Source organism: Streptomyces sp. CS113 (genome assembly GCF_002188365.1).
Lineage (GTDB): Bacteria > Actinomycetota > Actinomycetes > Streptomycetales > Streptomycetaceae > Streptomyces > Streptomyces tendae.
Map to the genome: position 1 here is coordinate 6,561,911 of NZ_KZ195574.1, position 17,934 is coordinate 6,579,844.

Here is a 17,934-nt window from a genome sequence, read left to right on the forward strand (position 1 = left end):
CCCGGGTGCCGGAGGGAGTGAGACCCTTCGGCACCCAGGCCCGCACTCCTCAGGCCGACGCCGGCGGGTACAGCGACCTCGGCAGCTGGGACGCCGCCGCCGAGTCCAGGAGCCACAGGGTGCGGGCGCGGCCCCGGGCGCCCGCTGCCGGGGCCTGGATCTCGCCCGCGCCCGACAGGGCCATCGCCACCGCGTTCGCCTTGTCCTCGCCGGCCGCGAGCAGCCAGACCTCACGGGCGGCGCGGATCGCGGGCAGGGTCAGGGAGATGCGGATGGGCGGCGGCTTGGGGGAGCCGTGGACGCCGATCACCGTGCGCTCCGTCTCCCGGACCCCCGGGTGCTCCGGGAAGAGCGACGCCACATGGGTGTCCGGGCCGACGCCGAGGAGCAGGACGTCGAAGGACGGGACCGCGGCGTGGTTCTCGGGGACGGACGCCGTGGCCAGTTCCTGCGCGTAGGCCGCCGCTGCCGCCTCCACGTCCGAGCCGTAGGGGCCGTCGGAGGCCGCCATCGCGTGCACCCGCTTCGGGTCCAGCGGCACCGCGTCGAGGAGCGCCTGGTGCGCCTGGGTGACGTTGCGCTCCGGGTCGCCCTCCGGCAGGAAGCGCTCGTCGCCCCACCAGAGATCGAGCCGGCTCCAGTCGATCGCGTCCCGGGCCGGGGAGCCGGCCAGCGCCGCGAGCAGGCCGTTGCCGTTGCGGCCGCCGGTGAGGACCACGGACGCGCTGCCCCGGGAGGCCTGCGCGTCCACGATCTTCGTGATCAGGCGGGCCGCCGCGGCCTCGGCCATCAGCTCCTTGTCGCGGTGCACGACCAGCTGCGGGGTGTCGCTCATTTCGCCGCCGCCTTCCTCACCGGTGTCTTCTCCTGCGCCGCGTCCTTCGCGGGTGCCTTCGCGACCGTCCCGACGGGAGCGGCGGCCGCGAGGGCGTCCCCTTCTCCGGCCCGGTCTCCTTTGGCCGACTCGGTCAGCCGGTCCACGCCGTACCGCAGCGCCGAGGCGTACGTGTCGTCCGGGTCCAGGCGCCGCAGCTCCTCCGCGATCAGCTCGGCCGTCTCGCGGCGCTTGAGCGCGACCGCGCGGGCCGGCTGGCCCTGGATGGAGAGGTTCGCCAGCGAGCCGTCGGCCCGGTCCAGGACGACCGGGCCGCAGTCGGTGTCCATGCGGACCGCGGTGAGACCCGGACCGCTCGACACCGTGCGCCGCACCGGCACGTCCAGCCGGTCCGCGAGCCACATCGCGAGCAGCTCGCAGCTCGGGTTGAACTCCTCGCCCTCCACCTCGACGCCCTGCACCTTGCAGTCGACCTGGTCGAGCGCGGCCGCCAGCATGGAGCGCCACGGCGTGATGCGGGTCCACGACAGGTCGGTGTCGCCCGGCGCGTAGGCGTCGGCACGGGCCGCCAGCTCCCGTATCGGCTCCTCGCAGGCGTAGGTGTCGGTGACCCGGCGCTGGGCGAGGGCGCCCAGCGGGTCCTTCGCCGGGTCCAGCGGCGCGTTCACCGGCCACCAGACCACGACCGGCGCGTCCGGCAGCAGCAGCGGCAGGACCACCGACTGGGCGTGGTCGACGACGTCGCCGTACAGCCGCAGCACGATCGTCTCGCCGGTGCCCGCGTCGGCACCGAGGCGGACCTCGGCGTCCAGCCGGGACCGGGTGCGGTCGCGGGGCGAGCGCGAGACCCGCTTGATGACGACCAGCGTGCGCGAGGGGTGCTCGTGCGCGGCGTCGCTCGCTGCCTTCAGCGCGTCGTAGGCGTTCTCCTCGTCGGTGACGATGACCAGGGTGAGCACCATGCCGATGGCCGGGGTGCCGATGGCCCGACGGCCGAGCACCAGCGCCTTGTTGATCTTGCTGGCCGTGGTGTCCGTGAGGTCGGTCTTCATGGCCGGCGCCAGCTCCGTCCGTCTCGTTCCAGCATGTCGTCGGCCTCGACGGGCCCCCAGGTGCCGGCCGGGTACTGGGCCGGGGTGCCGTGCTCGTCCCAGTACTCCTCGATCGGGTCGAGGATCTTCCAGGACAGCTCGACCTCCTCGGTGCGCGGGAAGAGGTTGGCGTCGCCGAGCAGGACGTCCAGGATCAGGCGCTCGTACGCCTCCGGGCTGGACTCGGTGAAGGACTCGCCGTAGGCGAAGTCCATGGACACGTCCCGGATCTCCATCGAGGTGCCCGGCACCTTGGAGCCGAAGCGGACGGTGACGCCCTCGTCGGGCTGGACGCGGATGACGATCGCGTTCGAGCCGAGTTCCTCGGTGGCCGTCGTGTCGAAGGGGGAGTGCGGGGCCCGCTGGAAGACCACCGCGATCTCCGTGACCCGGCGGCCGAGGCGCTTGCCGGTGCGCAGGTAGAAGGGGACGCCCGCCCAGCGGCGGTTGTCGATGCCGACCTTGATCGCGGCGTAGGTGTCGGTCTTCGACTTGGGGTCGATGCCGTCCTCTTCGAGGTAGCCGACGGCCTTGGCGCCGCCCTGCCACCCGGCCGCGTACTGGCCGCGCACGGTGTCCCGGCCCAGGTCCTTGGGGAGGCGGACCGCGCCGAGCACCTTGGTCTTCTCCGCCGCCAGCGCGTCCGCGTCGAAGGAGGCGGGCTCCTCCATCGCGGTCAGGGCGAGGAGCTGGAGCAGGTGGTTCTGGATGACGTCGCGGGCGGCGCCGATGCCGTCGTAGTAGCCGGCCCGGCCGCCGATGCCGATGTCCTCGGCCATGGTGATCTGCACGTGGTCCACGTAGGACCGGTTCCAGATCGGCTCGAACATCGTGTTGGCGAAGCGCAGCGCCAGGATGTTCTGGACGGTCTCCTTGCCCAGGTAGTGGTCGATGCGGAAGACCTGGTCGGAGCCGAAGACCTCGTGGACGATCGCGTTGAGCTCCTCGGCCGACTTGAGGTCGTGGCCGAACGGCTTCTCGATCACCGCGCGCCGCCAGGAGCCGCTCGACTGGTCGGCGAGACCGTGCTTCTTCAGCTGCTGGATGACCACGGGGAAGGACTTCGGCGGCACCGACAGGTAGAAGGCGAAGTTGCCGCCCGTGCCCTGTGCCTTGTCCAGTTCCTCGATGGTGCCGCGCAGCCGCTCGAAGGCGTCGTCGTCGTCGAAGGTGCCCTGGACGAAGCGCATCCCCTGGATGAGCTGCTGCCAGACCTCCTCGCGGAACGGCGTGCGGGAGTGTTCCTTGACGGCGTCGTGCACGACCTGGGCGAAGTCCTCGTGCTCCCAGTCGCGGCGGGCGAACCCGACGAGCGAGAAGCCCGGCGGCAGCAGGCCCCGGTTGGCGAGGTCGTACACGGCGGGCATGAGCTTCTTGCGGGACAGATCGCCGGTGACGCCGAAAATGACCAGACCCGACGGCCCCGCGATGCGCGGGAGCCGTCGGTCTGCGGGGTCACGCAGCGGATTGCTGCTTGACAATTGTCAGCCCTTCGAGGGAGCGAGGCGCTTGAGCTCCGCCTCCGTGGACTTCAGCAGGTCGTTCCAGGCGTCCTCGAACTTGTCGACGCCTTCCTTCTCCAGGAGCTGGACCACCTCGTCGTAGGAGATTCCGAGCTTCTCGACCGCGTCGAGGTCGGCGCGGGCCTGCTCGTACGTCCCGGAGACGGTGTCCCCGGTGATCTCGCCGTGGTCCTCGGTGGCGAACAGCGTCGCCTCCGGCATGGTGTTCACCGTGTTCGGCGCGACCAGGTCGGTGACGTACATGGTGTCGCTGTACGCCTTGTCCTTGACACCGGTGGACGCCCACAGCGGCCGCTGCTTGTTGGCGCCGGCCTTCTCCAGGGCGGCCCAGCGGTCGGTGCCGAAGACCTCCTCGTACGCCTGGTAGGCGAGGCGCGCGTTGGCGATGGCGGCCTTGCCGCGCTGCGCCTTGGCCTCGTCGGTGCCGAGCGCGTCGATCCGCTTGTCGATCTCGGTGTCCACGCGGGACACGAAGAAGGACGCCACGGAGTGGATCTGGGAGAGGTCCAGGCCGCGCTCCTTGGCCTTCTCCAGGCCGGTCAGGAAGGCGTCCATGACCTTGCGGTAGCGCTCCAGCGAGAAGATCAGCGTGACGTTGACGCTGATGCCCAGACCGATGGTCTCGGCGATCGCCGGGATGCCGGCCTCGGTGGCCGGGATCTTGATGAGCGTGTTGGGCCGGTCCACCAGCCACGCCAGCTGCTTGGCCTCGGCCACCGTGGCGTGGGTGTTGTGCGCCAGGCGCGGGTCCACCTCGATGGAGACCCGGCCGTCCTTGCCGCCGGTGTTGTCGTAGACCGGGCGCAGGATGTCGGCGGCGTCGCGGACGTCCGCCGTGGTGATCATGCGGATGGCCTCTTCGACCGTGACCCCGCGCACCGCGAGGTCGGCGAGCTGCTGGTCGTAGCCGTCGCCCTGCGAGATCGCCTTCTGGAAGATCGACGGGTTGGTGGTGACGCCCACGACGTGCTGCTGGTCGATCAGCTCGGCGAGGTTGCCGGACGTGATCCGCTTGCGCGACAGGTCGTCCAGCCAGATCGCGACGCCTTCATCGGAGAGGCGCTTGAGTGCGTCTGTCATGGAAAATGCATCTCCTACGTGTCGTGTACGAGCGTCAGCGCTGGGCTGCGGCGATCGATTCCCGGGCGGCGGACGCGACGTTCTCGGCGGTGAAGCCGAACTCCTTGAAGAGCACCTTGGCGTCCGCAGAAGCACCGAAGTGCTCCAGGGAGACGATGCGTCCGGCGTCCCCCACGTACTTGTGCCAGGTCAGGCCGATCCCGGCCTCGACCGCGACCCGGGCCTTCACGGACGGGGGCAGGACGCTGTCCCGGTACCCCTGGTCCTGCTGCTCGAACCACTCCACGGACGGCATGGACACCACCCGGGTGGGCACGCCGTCGGCCTGGAGCTGCTCACGCGCCTCGACGGCGACGTGCACCTCGGAACCGGTGGCGATCAGGACGACCTGCGGCTCGCCGCCGTCCGCCTCGAACAGCACGTAGCCGCCCTTGGCCGCTTCCTCGTTGGGCTCGTACGTCGGCACGCCCTGGCGGGTGAGCGCCAGACCGTGCGGCTGGCCCTTGCCGAACTCCTTCGTCCAGCGGCGCAGGATCTCGCGCCAGGCGATCGCCGTCTCGTTGGCGTCGGCCGGACGGACCACGTTCAGGCCGGGGATGGCGCGCAGCGAGGCCAGGTGTTCGACCGGCTGGTGGGTCGGGCCGTCCTCGCCCAGACCGATGGAGTCGTGCGTCCACACGTACGTCACCGGCAGGTGCATCAGGGCCGACAGGCGCACGGCGTTGCGCATGTAGTCGGAGAAGACCAGGAACGTTCCGCCGTAGATGCGGGTGTTGCCGTGCAGCGTGATGCCGTTCATCTCCGCGGCCATCGCGTGCTCGCGGATGCCGAAGTGGATGGTGCGGCCGTACGGGTCGGCCTCCGGCAGCGGGTTGCCCTTGGGGAGGAAGGACGACGTCTTGTCGATCGTCGTGTTGTTCGAGCCCGCGAGGTCGGCCGAGCCGCCCCACAGCTCCGGGATCACCGCGCCGAGCGCCTGGAGCACCTTGCCGGACGCGGCGCGGGTCGCCAGGCCCTTGCCCGCCTCGAAGACCGGGATTTTCTCCTCCCAGCCCTTGGGCAGCTCACCCTTGGCCACGCGGTCGTACTCGGCGGCGCGCTCCGGGTTGTTGTCCCGCCACTGCTGGAAGGACTTCTCCCACACGGCGCGGGCCGCCTGGCCCTTCTCCAGGGCCTTGCGGGTGTGCTCGATGACCTCGTCGGCGACCTCGAAGGACTTCTCCGGGTCGAAGCCCAGGACGCGCTTGGTCGCGGCGACCTCGTCGTCGCCGAGCGCCGAGCCGTGCGCGGCCTCGGTGTTCTGCGCGTTCGGGGCGGGCCAGGCGATGATCGAGCGCATGGCGATGAAGGAGGGGCGGTCGGTGACCTTCTTCGCCTCCTGGATCGCGTCGTAGATCGCGTTCGGGTCCAGGTCGCCGTCCGGCTTCGGCGCGACACGCTGGACGTGCCAGCCGTACGCCTCGTACCGCTTGCAGGTGTCCTCGGAGACGGCGGTTTCGGTGTCGCCCTCGATGGAGATGTGGTTGTCGTCCCACAGAAGCACCAGGTTGCCGAGCTTCTGGTGGCCGGCCGTCGAGGACGCCTCGGAGGAGATGCCCTCCTGGAGGCAGCCGTCACCGGCGATGCAGTAGATGAAGTGGTCGAACGGGGAGGTGCCCTCGGGGGCCTCCGGGTCGAACAGGCCGCGCTCGTAGCGGGCGGCCATCGCCATGCCCACCGCGTTGGCGACACCCTGGCCCAGCGGGCCGGTCGTGGTCTCCACGCCCGTGGTGTGGCCGTACTCCGGGTGACCGGGGGTCTTGGAACCCCAGGTGCGGAAGGACTGAAGGTCCGCCAGCTGAAGGCCGAAACCGGCCAGGTACAGCTGGGTGTAGAGGGTCAGGGACGAGTGGCCCGCGGACAGCACGAAACGGTCGCGCCCGACCCAGTTCGCGTCGGCGGGGTCGTGCCGCATCACCTTCTGGAAGAGGGTGTAGGCGGCGGGCGCCAGGCTCATCGCCGTACCCGGATGGCCGTTGCCAACCTTCTGTACGGCATCGGCGGCCAGGACGCGGGCGGTGTCCACGGCCCGCTGGTCCAGTTCGGTCCACTCGAGGTCTGTGGTGGTCGGCTTGGTGCTCACCCTGAGTCAGGGCTCCTCTCCACATGTCGGTTGCCGGTGCGCGAGCACCGGCTGCCGGCGCGTCCGTGAGTCGGCCGGCCATTGCCGAGCCTACCCCCGTAAGTACGTGCGTTTTTCCGCTGGAAACCAGACTGCCGGGACTCTTGTGGATCCGCCTGTCGACTGGGCGAAACCGCATTCGGCAAGTGAATACGGAGCCGCTCATCTGACCGCTCAATCGACTCTCCGAACGCACGTCGGAGCGCCTGCGCCAACACGAGCCCACCCCCGCGAAGGCCGAGGTATGGGCAACGTCTAAAGTGGCGTGGTACGCGCGAGCCTTTACCGCCACTTCACACGGGGAGGCTTGCTGGGATGTCTCTGTCAGGGGTGTGCGTGACGGCCGTTGAATCCCGTCCTGCGGGGGTAATCGGGACGAGCCAGAGCCCGAGTCACCGGCCGTTCGGGGCCCGTGTCAAGGCGTTCGTGGCGCTGACCAAGCCGCGGATCATCGAGCTTCTGCTGATCACCACCGTTCCGGTGATGTTCCTCGCGGAACAGGGTGTTCCGGATCTGAAGCTGGTGCTGCTGACCTGCGTCGGCGGTTACCTGTCGGCCGGCGGCGCCAACGCGCTGAACATGTACATCGACCGCGACATCGACGCGCTGATGGACCGGACCTCGCAGCGCCCGCTGGTGACCGGCATGGTCAGCCCGGTCGAATGCCTCGTCTTCGGCATCGCCCTGGCGATCGTCTCCACGCTGCTGTTCGGCTTCACCGTCAACTGGCTGTCGGCCTGGCTCTCGCTCGGCGCGCTCCTCTTCTACGTGGTCGTCTACACGATGATCCTGAAGCGCCGCACCTCGCAGAACATCGTCTGGGGCGGCATCGCGGGCTGTCTGCCGGTGCTCATCGGCTGGTCGGCCGTGACCGACTCGATGTCCTGGGCGCCGATCATCCTCTTCGGGGTGATGTTCTTCTGGACGCCGCCGCACTACTGGCCGCTGTCCATGAAGGTCAAGGAGGACTACGCGCGCGTCGGCGTGCCGATGCTCCCGGTGATCGCGTCCAACAAGGTGGTCGCCCGGCAGATCGTCATCTACAGCTGGGTGATGGTCCTCGTGTCGCTGCTGTTGCAGCCGCTCGGCTACACCGGCTGGTTCTACACGGCGGTGGCCCTGGCGGCCGGCGGCATGTGGCTGTGGGAGGCGCACGGGCTGCAAAACCGCGCCAAGGCCGAGGTGACCGGCGGCAAGCTCAAGGAGATGCGGCTGTTCCACTGGTCCATCACCTATGTGTCGGTGCTGTTCCTCGCCATCGCGGTGGACCCCTTCCTGCGCTGAGATCTCTTCCCGACGGGCGGGGTGCGTGGCCAAGGCCACGCACCCCGCCCGTCGCCGTTCGATCTACCCGTCGGTAGCATCCTGGTCATGGCAGACACGCAGCAGGTTGAGACGAAGCCCGACCGGTGGGCCGAGCGCCGGGTGGCGCGTATGGCCGGGCGGATCGAGGCGTTCTCCAAGGCGCACGGCGGGGCCGAGGCCCAGGTGGCCTACCTCGGTGAGCGCGGTGCCCGGATCGTCCTCGTCGGCGCGGACGGCGCCTGGGGAGACCTGGTCGCGCGCACCTACGAGACCGCGCAGCAGGCCGTGGCGAAGTCCGGGATCACCGTCCACGAGGACTTCGACGGCGAGTTCGCCGCCAAGGTGACCACCGGCCGCTACGAGTGGTCCCGCATGGCCGGCATCCAGGTCGGCGGGCCGAGCAACACCTGAGACCGGGTTCACCCGTTAGGACCGTAGGAAGCCGCCAGGCGCACGGGCCGCGAGGCACGCGAGCCGCACGGCACACGGTCCCAGCACGGGGAGCCCGGATGATCGAAACGCCGTCCCTGGTGGACCAGTACTGCCACGGCGTCCTGAGAACGGAGCTGGGCCTCGGCACCTTCGAGGCCCAGCTGGCCCGCACCGAGGGTCCGCCCGCCCCGGGCACCACCCTCTTCGACACCCAGACCGGCTTCGCGGTACGCCGCTGGTGCCCGCCCCTGCTCGGTCTGGAACCGCACTGTGCGCCCGCCCGCTACCTGGCCCGGCGCCGCGAACTGGGCGTCATGGAGGCCGACCGCCGGCTGCTGCGCGGCAGCGGCATCACCACCTACCTGGTCGACGCGGGACTGCCCGGCGACCTCACCGGCCCCGCCGAGATGGCCACCGCCGCGGACGCCGACACGCGCGAGATCGTGCGCCTGGAACTCCTCGCCGAGCAGGTCGCCGACACCTCCGGCACCGTCGAGTCCTTCCTCGCCAACCTCGCCGAGGCCGTGCACGGCGCCGCCGCGGGCGCGGTCGCCTTCACCTCCGTCGCCGGGGTGCGGCACGGCCTGGCCCTCGCCCCGGAGCCGCCGGGCCCCGGCGAGGTGCGCGGGGCCGCCGCCCGCTGGCTCACCGGGCGCGAGGTCGGCGGGGAGCTGAGCGACCCGGTGCTGCTGCGCCACCTGCTGTGGATCGCCGTCGCCTCGGGCCTGCCGCTCCAGCTGCACGCGGGCCTCGGGGAGCCGGGGCTGCGCATCGACCGCACGGACCCGGTCCTGCTCACCGACTTCGTGCGGGCCACCGCCGGCCTCGGCACCGACCTGGTCCTGCTGCACGGCTACCCGTACCACCGCCACGCCGCCCACCTGGCCGGGGTCTTCCCGCACGTCTACGCCGACGCGGGCGCCGCCCTGGTGCGCACCGGTGCCCGGGCCGCGACGGTCCTCGCGGAGATCCTGGAGCTGGCCCCCTTCGGCAAGATCCTGTTCTCCAGCGGCGCCCAGGGCCTGCCCGAGCTGCACGTGGTCGCCGCCCGGCTCTTCCGCGAGGCCCTCGGACGGGTGCTGGGCGCCTGGGTGGCCGAGGGGGCGTGGTCCCTCGGGGACGCACAGCGGGTGGCGGGGCTGATCGCCTCGGGGAACGCGGTGCGGGTGTACGGGCTGGAGTGACGGGTGTACACACCGGAGCGAGGCGGAGAGACTGGGCGCATGCCGACCGACGCCCTGCTCGACCGCTTCCTCACCGGCCTCGCGCCCCTCGACCCCGTGGCCGTCTGGGCACACGGTTCACTGGGCGCGGGCGACTACCAGGAGGGCCGCAGCGACCTCGACCTGATCGCGGTCCTGCCCCGGCCGGCCACGGCCCGTACGGCCTGGCGGCTGGGACTGCTCCACGCCCGGCTGCGCGACGAGCCCCTGGCCGGACTGCTGCACTGCACGTACCTGTCGCCCGACACCGTCGCCGACCCCGACCAGCGGCATCTGACCTGGGCCCATCAGCAGCTCTTCAAGCGGACCGTGACCCCGGTCACCCGGCGCGAACTGCACAGCTTCGGGCGCGTCCTGCATGGCGGATTGCCGGCCGAACTGCTGCCGCCGGTGGCGGACCCGGAGCTGGCCGGGTTCGTCGTCCGCGACCAGCGGGAGTTCTGGCGGCCGAGCGTGCGCCGGGCGGAGCTGTGGCGGCAGGACGTCTGGGTCGACCTGGGCCTGCTCACCTTCGCCCGCGCCACCGTCACCCTGCACGAGGGGCGCCTGATCACCAAGCGGCAGGCACTGGACGAACTGTCCGCCCTGGGCGCCCCCGGCGAGGTCGTCGAGGACATCGCCGAACGGCGGTACGGGAAGCACACCCGGCCCGCGGCCACGGGGGAGTGGACCGCCCGCCGCGCGGAGCTGACCCGGAGCTACCTGGGACCGGCCATCGACACGCTGGTGGCGTCGTACTCCTGAGCGGGCAGCCCGGGCACCGTCTCCTCGGGCCGCTCGCGCAGCGACAGCAGCACCCGCAGCACCGCGATCCACACGAGGCACGAGCCGAACATGTGCAGGCCGACCAGGACCTCGGGGAGGTCGGTGAAGTACTGGACGTACCCGATGACCCCCTGCGCCAGCAGCACCAGGAACAGGTCGCGGGTGCGGGCCAGGGGCCCCTTGGGCGCGTCGACCGCCTTCAGCACGAACCACAGGGCGAACGTCAGCGTCACCACGATCCACGCCAGAACGGCGTGCCCCTTGCTGATCATCTCCCAGTCGACCGGCATGCGCGGCACGTCGCTGGAGTCGCCCGCGTGCGGTCCCGCGCCGGTGACCACGGTGCCGACCACGATCAGCAGCGCGGAGACGACGACCATCACCCACACCAGCTGCCGCACGGAGCCGCCGACCAGCGGGCGCGGTGCCGTGTCGCCCTCCCGGGTGCGCTGCCACATCACCGTGGCCAGGGTCAGCAGCGCCGTCGTCGCCACGAAGTGCGCGGCGACCGTGTACGGGTTGAGGCCGACGAGCACGACGATGCCGCCGAGCACGGCGTTGCTCATCACGACCCAGAACTGCGCCCAGCCCAGCAGGGTGAGGCTGCGCCGGTAGGGCTTCTGCGAGCGGGCGGCGATGATCGCCCAGCCGACGGCGGCACACAGCACGTAGGTCAGCATGCGGTTGCCGAACTCGATGACGCCGTGGAAGCCCATCTCGCTCGTGGTGGTGAGCGAGTCGTCGGTGCACTTGGGCCAGGTCGGGCAGCCGAGGCCCGAGCCGGTGAGCCGGACGGCGCCGCCGGTGACGACGATGACCACGGACATCACGAGGGGCGCGAGGGCCGCCCGTTGGACCGTCCGGGGGGTCGGGGTCCAGCGCGCGGCGATGAAGGCGAGTGGGTTGCGCACGGCGGCTACGGCGTCGGCACGGGTCACGTTTGGCACGCCGTCCATCGTAGGCGCCCGCTTGTGCACGCTTTCACGAGGGTCGGTCCCGGGCATGTGTTCCTACTCCCAGCGGAAGAACTTCCCGGCGGCCGCGAGCCCCACGACCGCCCACCCGGCGAGGATCCCCAGGTCGCCCCAGGGCATCGAGGCCCCGTGCTGGAGGACGTCCCGCAGCCCGTCCGACAGGGCGGAGATGGGCAGCAGCCCCAGCACGTCCTGCGCCGCGTCCGGGAACCTGTCCAGCGGCACGATCACCCCGCCGCCCACCAGGAGCAGCAGGAAGACCAGGTTGGCGGCGGCCAGCGTGGCCTCCGCCTTCAGCGTGCCCGCCATGAGCAGACCGAGCCCGGAGAAGGCGGCGGTGCCGAGGACCAGGAGCAGCAGCACGGCCGCCGGGTTGCCGTGCGGCGACCAGCCCAGCGCGAAGGCGATCACCGTCAGCAGCACGATCTGGAGCACCTCCGTGACCAGGACCGAGGCCGTCTTCGCGGTCATCAGGGCCCAGCGCGGCAGCGGGGAGGCCGCCAGCCGTTTCAGCACCCCGTACCGGCGCTCGAAGCCGGTGCCGATGGCCTGCCCGGTGAACGCCGTCGACATCACGGCCAGCGCGAGGATGCCGGGGGCCAGGAAGTCGACCGCCTCTCCGGCCCCGGTGTCGATGATGTCCACGGAGCTGAACAGGACGAGCAGCAGCGTCGGGATGATCACCGTCAGCAGCAGCTGCTCGCCGTTGCGCAGCAGCATCTTCGTCTCGAGCACGGCCTGGGCCGCGATCATGCGTCCGAGGGGCGCGGCGCCGGGCCTGGGCGCGTACGTACCGGTGGCGCCGGTGCTGCCCGTGGTCGAGGTCGTGGTCATGCGCGCAGCTCCCTGCCCGTCAGCTCCAAGAAGACGTCCTCCAGTGTGTGCCGCTCCACCGAGATGCGGTCCGGCATCACCCCGTGCTGGGCGCACCAGGAGGTCACGGTGGCGAGCAGCTGCGGGTCGACCTCGCCGTTCACCCGGTAGGAGCCCGGGGTCAGCTCGGCCGCGGCGGAGTCCGGGGGCAGCGCCTTGAGCAGGGACGCGACGTCCAGTCCCGGGCGGCCCGTGAACCGCAGGGTGTTCTCGGCGCCGCCGCGGCACAGCTGCTCGGGGGAGCCCTGGGCGACTACCCGGCCGGTGTCGATGATGGCCACGTCGTCGGCCAGCTGCTCGGCCTCGTCCATGTGGTGCGTGGTGAGGATCACCGAGACCCCGTCCTCGCGCAGGTCCCGCACGAGGTCCCAGGTGGCGCGGCGGGCCTGCGGGTCGAGACCGGCAGTCGGCTCGTCCAGGAACACCAGCTCCGGGCGCCCGACCACGGCCATCGCGAGGGCGAGCCGCTGCTGCTGCCCGCCCGAGAGCCGGCGGTACGTGGTGCGGCCGCACGAGCCGAGCCCGAGCCGCTCGATCAGCGCGCCGACGTCCAGCGGATGGGCGTGCAGCTTCGCGACGTGCCGCAGCATCTCGTCCGCGCGGGCGCCGGAGTAGACGCCGCCGGACTGGAGCATCACGCCGATCCGCGGGCGCAGCTCGGCGCCCTGCCGCACCGGGTCCAGGCCCAGGACCCGCACCGTCCCGGAGTCCGGTCTGCGGTATCCCTCACAGGTCTCGACCGTGGTCGTCTTGCCCGCCCCGTTGGGGCCGAGCACGGCGGTGACGCCCGTGCGGGCCACCAGGTCGAGGCCGTCCACCGCGGTCTTCGTGCCGTACCGCTTCACCAGGGCCTGGACCTGGACCACGGGCTCGCTTCGCATGGGTCACGAGTCTAGGTAGGCGGACGACCTGCCGGGCGCGGGGGTGTGGAAAACCGTGGGTAACCTCCTCCGGCCCCGGGGCGGGGCTCACTCGCGGGGGCGGTGCAGCGGCAGCCACCGCTCGGCGTACGCGACCGCGTCCGGCAGCGGGAACAGGCGTGCCTCGGCCGCGCCGACCCGGCCGCGCACGACGGGGCGGTCCCGTTCGAAGTCGTGGCCCAGTTCGTCGAAGCGCTCCGAGGTGATCGACACCTCGGTCACCCGCTCCCAGCCCACCGGTCCCGGACGGCCCACCTCCACCAGCGGGGCGGGTATCCGGTACTCGGCGAGGTGGAAGGCGGTGCACGCGTCGTAGCCCGCGCCGAGCAGCAGGACCCGGGCGTCCAGTCGTTCCAAAGTGGCCAGCGGGCTCCGCTCGCCCAGCCGGCAGTCGGTCGCGTGGTCGGCGACCACCTCCTCGGCGCGGGCACCGAGGGCCGCGAAGGAGGTCTGCGGATGGGCGCTGCGCCGGGCGCCCGGCCAGGTGCGCACGGTCTCGGGGATCACCCCGACGCCGCGCGACGGCGTGATCAGCGGGTCGTAGGCGGGCGTCGCGGCGCGCACGGTCTCCCACCACTCCTCGGGGACGGGCGGGCTGGTCCACAGGGCCGGGTCGGAGAGGTCGCCGGTCTGGGCCGGGACCACCAGGGTGCCGCTCGGGCCGAGGACGTCGAGCAGCGCCTGGACGACCGCTACGGGGCCGCCGCAGACCCAGCCCAGGGAGCTGAGGGAGGAGTGCACGAGGAGGGTGTCGCCGGTGCGCACACCCAGTTCGCGCAGCCCGGCTGCGATCGAGCCGCGGGTGACGAGTGGGCCGGTCGGAGGGGGTGTGGGCATGCGGGGGAGTGTTCCGGAAGCCGGCCGCGGACGCCAGTGGATTGCCCGGCGGCTGATCGATCAAAGATCGTTTCCGCAGGTCAGCTTAGGTATGCCTAAGTGACGCAGGGCACCGTTCGATGATCCGGACGCGGCTTGCCCGCCCCGGAGGAATTACGCAACAATGGCGTTGTGAAAAACGTCGGTGAGGCTCCGCAGGAGGAACTCGCGACCGGTGAGCGGTCCACCCGCAACCGGGTCGCGCGCTCCATCCTGGACCACGGGCCGTCCACTGTCGCCGAGCTCGCCGGACGCCTGGGCCTGACCCAGGCCGCCGTCCGGCGCCACCTCGACGCCCTGGTCGCCGACGACGTGGTCGAGCCCCGCGAGCAGCGGGTCTACGGCGCGCGCACGCGCGGGCGGCCCGCCAAGGTCTTCGCGCTCACCGACTGCGGCCGGGACGCCTTCGACCAGTCGTACGACAAGCTGGCCGCCGACGCCCTGCGCTGGATCGCCGAGCGGGAGGGCGGGGAGCAGGCGATCGCCGCCTTCGCCCGCGCCCGGATCGCCGCCCAGTCGGGCGCGTACCGCGCGGCCGTCGAGTCCGTCCCCGCCGAAAAGCGCGCCGAAGCCCTGGCCAAGGCCCTGAGCGAGGACGGGTACGCTGCTACCGCGCGGAGCGCACCCCACCCCCAGCAGGGCGAGCAGCTGTGCCAGCACCACTGCCCGGTCGCCCACGTCGCGGAGCAGTTCCCGCAGCTGTGCGAGGCGGAGACGGAATTTTTCGCCGAGCTGCTCGGTACGCATGTACAGCGGCTCGCGACCATCGCGCACGGCGACGGGGTCTGCACCACGTTCATTCCGAAGACTTCGCACGCGCCACCCCCGGCGCGCGCGTCCGAGAACACCGCTAACGCATCTGCAAGCACGGCCGGGAGGAACCCCGCATGACTCTCCCCACGGAGACTGCTCACCCCGAGCTCGAGGGCCTGGGCAAGTACGAATACGGCTGGGCCGACTCCGACACGGCCGGCGCCTCTGCCAAGCGCGGCATCAACGAGGACGTCGTCCGCGACATCTCCGCGAAGAAGAACGAGCCGGAGTGGATGACCAAGCTCCGGCTCAAGGGCCTGCGCCTCTTCGAGAAGAAGCCCATGCCGAACTGGGGCTCGGACCTGTCGGGGATCGACTTCGACAACATCAAGTACTTCGTGCGCTCCACGGAGAAGCAGGCGGAGTCCTGGGAGGACCTGCCCGAGGACATCAAGAACACGTACGACAAGCTCGGCATCCCCGAGGCGGAGAAGCAGCGCCTCGTCGCCGGTGTCGCCGCGCAGTACGAGTCCGAGGTCGTCTACCACCAGATCCGCGAGGACCTGGAGGAGCAGGGCGTCATCTTCCTGGACACCGACACGGCCCTGAAGGAGCACCCGGAGCTCTTCAAGGAGTACTTCGGCACCGTCATCCCCGTCGGTGACAACAAGTTCGCCTCGCTGAACAGCGCCGTGTGGTCCGGCGGCTCCTTCATCTACGTGCCGAAGGGCGTGCACGTAGAGATCCCGCTCCAGGCCTACTTCCGTATCAACACGGAGAACATGGGCCAGTTCGAGCGGACCCTGATCATCGTCGACGAGGGTGCCTACGTGCACTACGTCGAGGGCTGCACCGCGCCGATCTACAAGTCGGACTCGCTGCACTCCGCGGTCGTCGAGATCATCGTCAAGAAGAACGCCCGCTGCCGCTACACGACCATCCAGAACTGGTCGAACAACGTCTACAACCTGGTCACCAAGCGCGCCGTGGCGTACGAGGGCGCGACCATGGAGTGGATCGACGGCAACATCGGCTCCAAGGTGACGATGAAGTACCCGGCCGTCTACCTGATGGGCGAGCACGCCAAGGGCGAGACCCTCTCCATCGCCTTCGCGGGCGAGGGCCAGCACCAGGACGCCGGCTCCAAGATGGTCCACATGGCGCCGAACACCTCCTCCAACATCGTCTCGAAGTCCGTGGCGCGCGGCGGCGGGCGCACCTCCTACCGCGGTCTCGTCGAGATCGGCGAGGGCGCCCACGGCTCCAAGTCGAACGTGCTGTGCGACGCGCTGCTGGTCGACACCATCTCCCGCTCCGACACGTACCCCTACGTGGACGTCCGCGAGGACGACGTGTCCATGGGCCACGAGGCGACCGTCTCCAAGGTCTCCGAGGACCAGCTCTTCTACCTGATGAGCCGCGGTCTGAGCGAGTTCGAGGCGATGGCGATGATCGTGCGCGGCTTCGTCGAGCCGATCGCCAAGGAGCTGCCCATGGAGTACGCCCTCGAGCTCAACCGGCTGATCGAGCTGCAAATGGAGGGCGCGGTCGGCTGACCCCCGCCCCCCACCGCAGTCACCAGATCCAGGAACGTAGGAAGAGAGCAGACCGACAGCCATGGCTGAGGCTCAGAACATCCCCGTGGGGTCCACCACCGCGGGCCAGATCGCGGTGGCCGCCGAGTCGACCGTCGCCACGCGCATGAGCGCGCCCGCGTCCTTCGACGTGGCGGACTTCCCGGTCCCCCACGGCCGCGAGGAGGAATGGCGGTTCACCCCGCTGGAGCGGCTGCGCGGGCTGCACGACGGCACCGCCGTCGCCACCGGCGACGGCGTGAAGGTCGACGTCGAGGCGCCCGAGGGCGTCGTCGTCGAGACCGTCGGCCGCGACGACGCGCGCATCGGCAGGGCCGGGACCCCCGTGGACCGGGTCGCCGCCCAGGCCTACTCGGCGTTCGAGAAGGCCGGCGTGATCACCGTCCCCAAGGAGACGGTCCTCACCGAGCCGATCCGCATCGTCGTGCACGGCGAGGGCGGCACCGCCTACGCCCACCAGGTCGTCGAGCTGGGCGCCTTCGCCGAGGCCGTCGTCGTCATCGACCACACCGGTGACGCGGTCCTCGCCGCCAACGTCGACTACGTCCTGGGCGACGGCGCCAAGCTGACCGTCGTCTCCGTCCAGGACTGGGACGACAAGGCCGTGCACGTCGGCCAGCACAACGCGCTCGTCGGCCGCGACGCCACCTTCAAGTCCTTCGTCGTCACCTTCGGAGGCGACCTGGTCCGCCTCCACCCGCGCGTGGCCTACGCCGGACCCGGCGGCGAGGCCGAGCTGTTCGGCCTGTACTTCACCGACGCCGGCCAGCACCAGGAGCACCGCCTCCTGGTCGACCACAACGTCCCGCACTGCAAGTCCAACGTCGTCTACAAGGGCGCGCTCCAGGGCGACGACGCGCACGCGGTGTGGATCGGCGACGTGCTCATCGAGGCCGCGGCCGAGGGCACCGACACCTACGAGATGAACCGCAACCTCGTCCTCACCGACGGCGCGCGGGTCGACTCCGTGCCGAACCTGGAGATCGAGACCGGCGAGATCGTCGGCGCCGGCCACGCCTCCGCGACCGGCCGCTTCGACGACGAGCAGCTCTTCTACCTGATGGCGCGCGGCATCCCCGAGCTGGACGCCCGCCGCCTGGTGGTCCACGGCTTCTTCGCCGAGCTGGTCCAGCAGATCGGCGTCGCCGACATCGAGGAGCGCCTGCTCAGCAAGATCGCCCAGGAGCTGGAGGCGTCGGTCGCATGACCTTCGTACGCGTCTGTGGAGCGGACGAGCTGGAGGAGGACACCCCCAAGCGGGTGGAACTCGACGGCACGCCGATCTCCGTCGTGCGGACCGAGGGCGAGGTCTTCGCGATCAACGACATCTGCTCGCACGCGAACGTCTCGCTGGCCGAGGGCGAGGTCGACGACTGCCACATCGAGTGCTGGCTGCACGGCTCGCGCTTCGACCTCCGCTCCGGCAAGCCCGACAGTCTGCCGGCGACGCGCCCCGTCCCCGTTTACCCCGTAAAGATCGAAGGGGACGACGTGCTCGTCTCCCTCACCCAGGAGTCCTGAGGCACCC

17 protein-coding genes are annotated in these 17,934 nt (G+C 71.0%); 8 read left to right on the top strand and 9 right to left on the bottom strand.

Annotation, left to right across the window (positions count from 1 at the left end; translation table 11 throughout):
• Positions 1–49: 49 nt before the first annotated feature.
• The 5 genes from pgl to tkt are packed head-to-tail and all read right to left on the bottom strand — an operon-like array spanning position 50 to position 6,651.
• A complete protein-coding gene (gene pgl / locus B9W62_RS29415) occupies positions 50–835 on the bottom strand; it encodes a 6-phosphogluconolactonase (RefSeq protein ID WP_087809983.1) in 786 nt (261 codons plus the stop codon).
• Positions 832–1,887, bottom strand: a complete 1,056-nt coding sequence (gene opcA, locus B9W62_RS29420) for a glucose-6-phosphate dehydrogenase assembly protein OpcA (protein WP_087809984.1) — start codon at positions 1,885–1,887, stop codon at positions 832–834. Before opcA ends, pgl begins: the two co-directional genes overlap by 4 nt.
• Positions 1,884–3,407: a glucose-6-phosphate dehydrogenase gene (zwf, locus tag B9W62_RS29425; RefSeq protein ID WP_087809985.1), complete on the bottom strand. Its 1,524-nt coding sequence runs from the start codon at positions 3,405–3,407 to the stop codon at positions 1,884–1,886. The genes opcA and zwf overlap by 4 nt, the downstream gene beginning before the upstream one ends.
• Before the next feature lie 3 nt (positions 3,408–3,410).
• A complete protein-coding gene (gene tal, locus B9W62_RS29430) occupies positions 3,411–4,529 on the bottom strand; it encodes a transaldolase (RefSeq protein WP_087809986.1) in 1,119 nt (372 codons plus the stop codon).
• Positions 4,530–4,563: 34 nt separating this feature from the next.
• Entirely contained in the window at positions 4,564–6,651 is a 2,088-nt protein-coding gene (gene tkt / locus B9W62_RS29435; protein WP_087809987.1) for a transketolase, read from the bottom strand.
• 354 nt (positions 6,652–7,005) lie between these two features.
• Between tkt and B9W62_RS29445 the strand changes: the two genes are divergently transcribed.
• The 4 genes from B9W62_RS29445 (at position 7,006) to B9W62_RS29460 (ending at position 10,394) form a co-directional block, all read left to right on the top strand.
• Positions 7,006–7,974, top strand: coding sequence for a heme o synthase (locus B9W62_RS29445; RefSeq protein ID WP_373433713.1), 969 nt, complete (start codon positions 7,006–7,008; stop codon positions 7,972–7,974).
• A gap of 87 nt (positions 7,975–8,061) precedes the next feature.
• Positions 8,062–8,406 (top strand): hypothetical protein, encoded by a 345-nt coding sequence (locus B9W62_RS29450; RefSeq protein ID WP_179235728.1) that lies wholly within the window; start codon positions 8,062–8,064, stop codon positions 8,404–8,406.
• Positions 8,407–8,504: 98 nt separating this feature from the next.
• Positions 8,505–9,611, top strand: a complete 1,107-nt coding sequence (locus tag B9W62_RS29455) for an amidohydrolase family protein (RefSeq protein WP_087809990.1) — start codon at positions 8,505–8,507, stop codon at positions 9,609–9,611.
• A gap of 39 nt (positions 9,612–9,650) precedes the next feature.
• Positions 9,651–10,394: a nucleotidyltransferase domain-containing protein gene (locus B9W62_RS29460; RefSeq protein WP_179235729.1), complete on the top strand. Its 744-nt coding sequence runs from the start codon at positions 9,651–9,653 to the stop codon at positions 10,392–10,394.
• On the opposite strand, the gene B9W62_RS29465 is transcribed toward B9W62_RS29460, so the two are convergent.
• From B9W62_RS29465 to B9W62_RS29480, 4 genes are all read right to left on the bottom strand, one after another.
• The gene (locus B9W62_RS29465; RefSeq protein ID WP_087809992.1) at positions 10,349–11,419 is read right to left on the bottom strand and encodes a COX15/CtaA family protein; all 1,071 of its coding nucleotides are present in this window, start codon (positions 11,417–11,419) and stop codon (positions 10,349–10,351) included. The two genes, B9W62_RS29460 and B9W62_RS29465, sit on opposite strands and share 46 nt — an antisense overlap.
• Positions 11,420–11,425: 6 nt before the next feature.
• Positions 11,426–12,223, bottom strand: coding sequence for an ABC transporter permease (locus B9W62_RS29470; RefSeq protein ID WP_087809993.1), 798 nt, complete (start codon positions 12,221–12,223; stop codon positions 11,426–11,428).
• On the bottom strand, positions 12,220–13,143 hold the full coding sequence (locus B9W62_RS29475) for an ABC transporter ATP-binding protein (RefSeq protein WP_087809994.1): 924 nt from the start codon (positions 13,141–13,143) through the stop codon (positions 12,220–12,222). The genes B9W62_RS29470 and B9W62_RS29475 overlap by 4 nt, the downstream gene beginning before the upstream one ends.
• Positions 13,144–13,230: 87 nt before the next feature.
• Positions 13,231–14,019: an AAC(3) family N-acetyltransferase gene (locus B9W62_RS29480; protein ID WP_087809995.1), complete on the bottom strand. Its 789-nt coding sequence runs from the start codon at positions 14,017–14,019 to the stop codon at positions 13,231–13,233.
• Positions 14,020–14,190: 171 nt separating this feature from the next.
• Between B9W62_RS29480 and B9W62_RS29485 the strand changes: the two genes are divergently transcribed.
• The 4 genes from B9W62_RS29485 to B9W62_RS29500 all read left to right on the top strand — a co-directional run bounded on the left by B9W62_RS29485 (position 14,191) and on the right by B9W62_RS29500 (position 17,927).
• A complete protein-coding gene (locus B9W62_RS29485; protein WP_087809996.1) occupies positions 14,191–14,949 on the top strand; it encodes a helix-turn-helix transcriptional regulator in 759 nt (252 codons plus the stop codon).
• Positions 14,946–16,367: a Fe-S cluster assembly protein SufB gene (gene sufB / locus B9W62_RS29490; protein ID WP_003976894.1), complete on the top strand. Its 1,422-nt coding sequence runs from the start codon at positions 14,946–14,948 to the stop codon at positions 16,365–16,367. The genes B9W62_RS29485 and sufB overlap by 4 nt, the downstream gene beginning before the upstream one ends.
• Positions 16,368–16,428: 61 nt before the next feature.
• Positions 16,429–17,613, top strand: a complete 1,185-nt coding sequence (sufD, locus tag B9W62_RS29495) for a Fe-S cluster assembly protein SufD (protein ID WP_087809997.1) — start codon at positions 16,429–16,431, stop codon at positions 17,611–17,613.
• Entirely contained in the window at positions 17,610–17,927 is a 318-nt protein-coding gene (locus B9W62_RS29500; protein ID WP_053128856.1) for a non-heme iron oxygenase ferredoxin subunit, read from the top strand. Before sufD ends, B9W62_RS29500 begins: the two co-directional genes overlap by 4 nt.
• Positions 17,928–17,934 lie beyond the last annotated feature (7 nt).

Bases quoted from the DNA above. Each gene is read 5' to 3' on its own strand.
- pgl (WP_087809983.1), bottom strand. From the start codon at position 835: ATGAGCGACACCCCGCAGCTGGTCGTGCACCGCGACAAGGAGCTGATG.
- opcA (WP_087809984.1), bottom strand. From the start codon at position 1,887: ATGAAGACCGACCTCACGGACACCACGGCCAGCAAGATCAACAAGGCG.
- tal (WP_087809986.1), bottom strand. From the start codon at position 4,529: ATGACAGACGCACTCAAGCGCCTCTCCGATGAAGGCGTCGCGATCTGG.
- B9W62_RS29445 (WP_373433713.1), top strand. From the start codon at position 7,006: ATGTCTCTGTCAGGGGTGTGCGTGACGGCCGTTGAATCCCGTCCTGCG.
- B9W62_RS29450 (WP_179235728.1), top strand. From the start codon at position 8,062: ATGGCAGACACGCAGCAGGTTGAGACGAAGCCCGACCGGTGGGCCGAG.
- B9W62_RS29455 (WP_087809990.1), top strand. From the start codon at position 8,505: ATGATCGAAACGCCGTCCCTGGTGGACCAGTACTGCCACGGCGTCCTG.
- B9W62_RS29460 (WP_179235729.1), top strand. From the start codon at position 9,651: ATGCCGACCGACGCCCTGCTCGACCGCTTCCTCACCGGCCTCGCGCCC.
- B9W62_RS29465 (WP_087809992.1), bottom strand. From the start codon at position 11,419: ATGCCCGGGACCGACCCTCGTGAAAGCGTGCACAAGCGGGCGCCTACG.
- B9W62_RS29470 (WP_087809993.1), bottom strand. From the start codon at position 12,223: ATGACCACGACCTCGACCACGGGCAGCACCGGCGCCACCGGTACGTAC.
- B9W62_RS29475 (WP_087809994.1), bottom strand. From the start codon at position 13,143: ATGCGAAGCGAGCCCGTGGTCCAGGTCCAGGCCCTGGTGAAGCGGTAC.
- B9W62_RS29480 (WP_087809995.1), bottom strand. From the start codon at position 14,019: ATGCCCACACCCCCTCCGACCGGCCCACTCGTCACCCGCGGCTCGATC.
- sufB (WP_003976894.1), top strand. From the start codon at position 14,946: ATGACTCTCCCCACGGAGACTGCTCACCCCGAGCTCGAGGGCCTGGGC.
- sufD (WP_087809997.1), top strand. From the start codon at position 16,429: ATGGCTGAGGCTCAGAACATCCCCGTGGGGTCCACCACCGCGGGCCAG.
- B9W62_RS29500 (WP_053128856.1), top strand. From the start codon at position 17,610: ATGACCTTCGTACGCGTCTGTGGAGCGGACGAGCTGGAGGAGGACACC.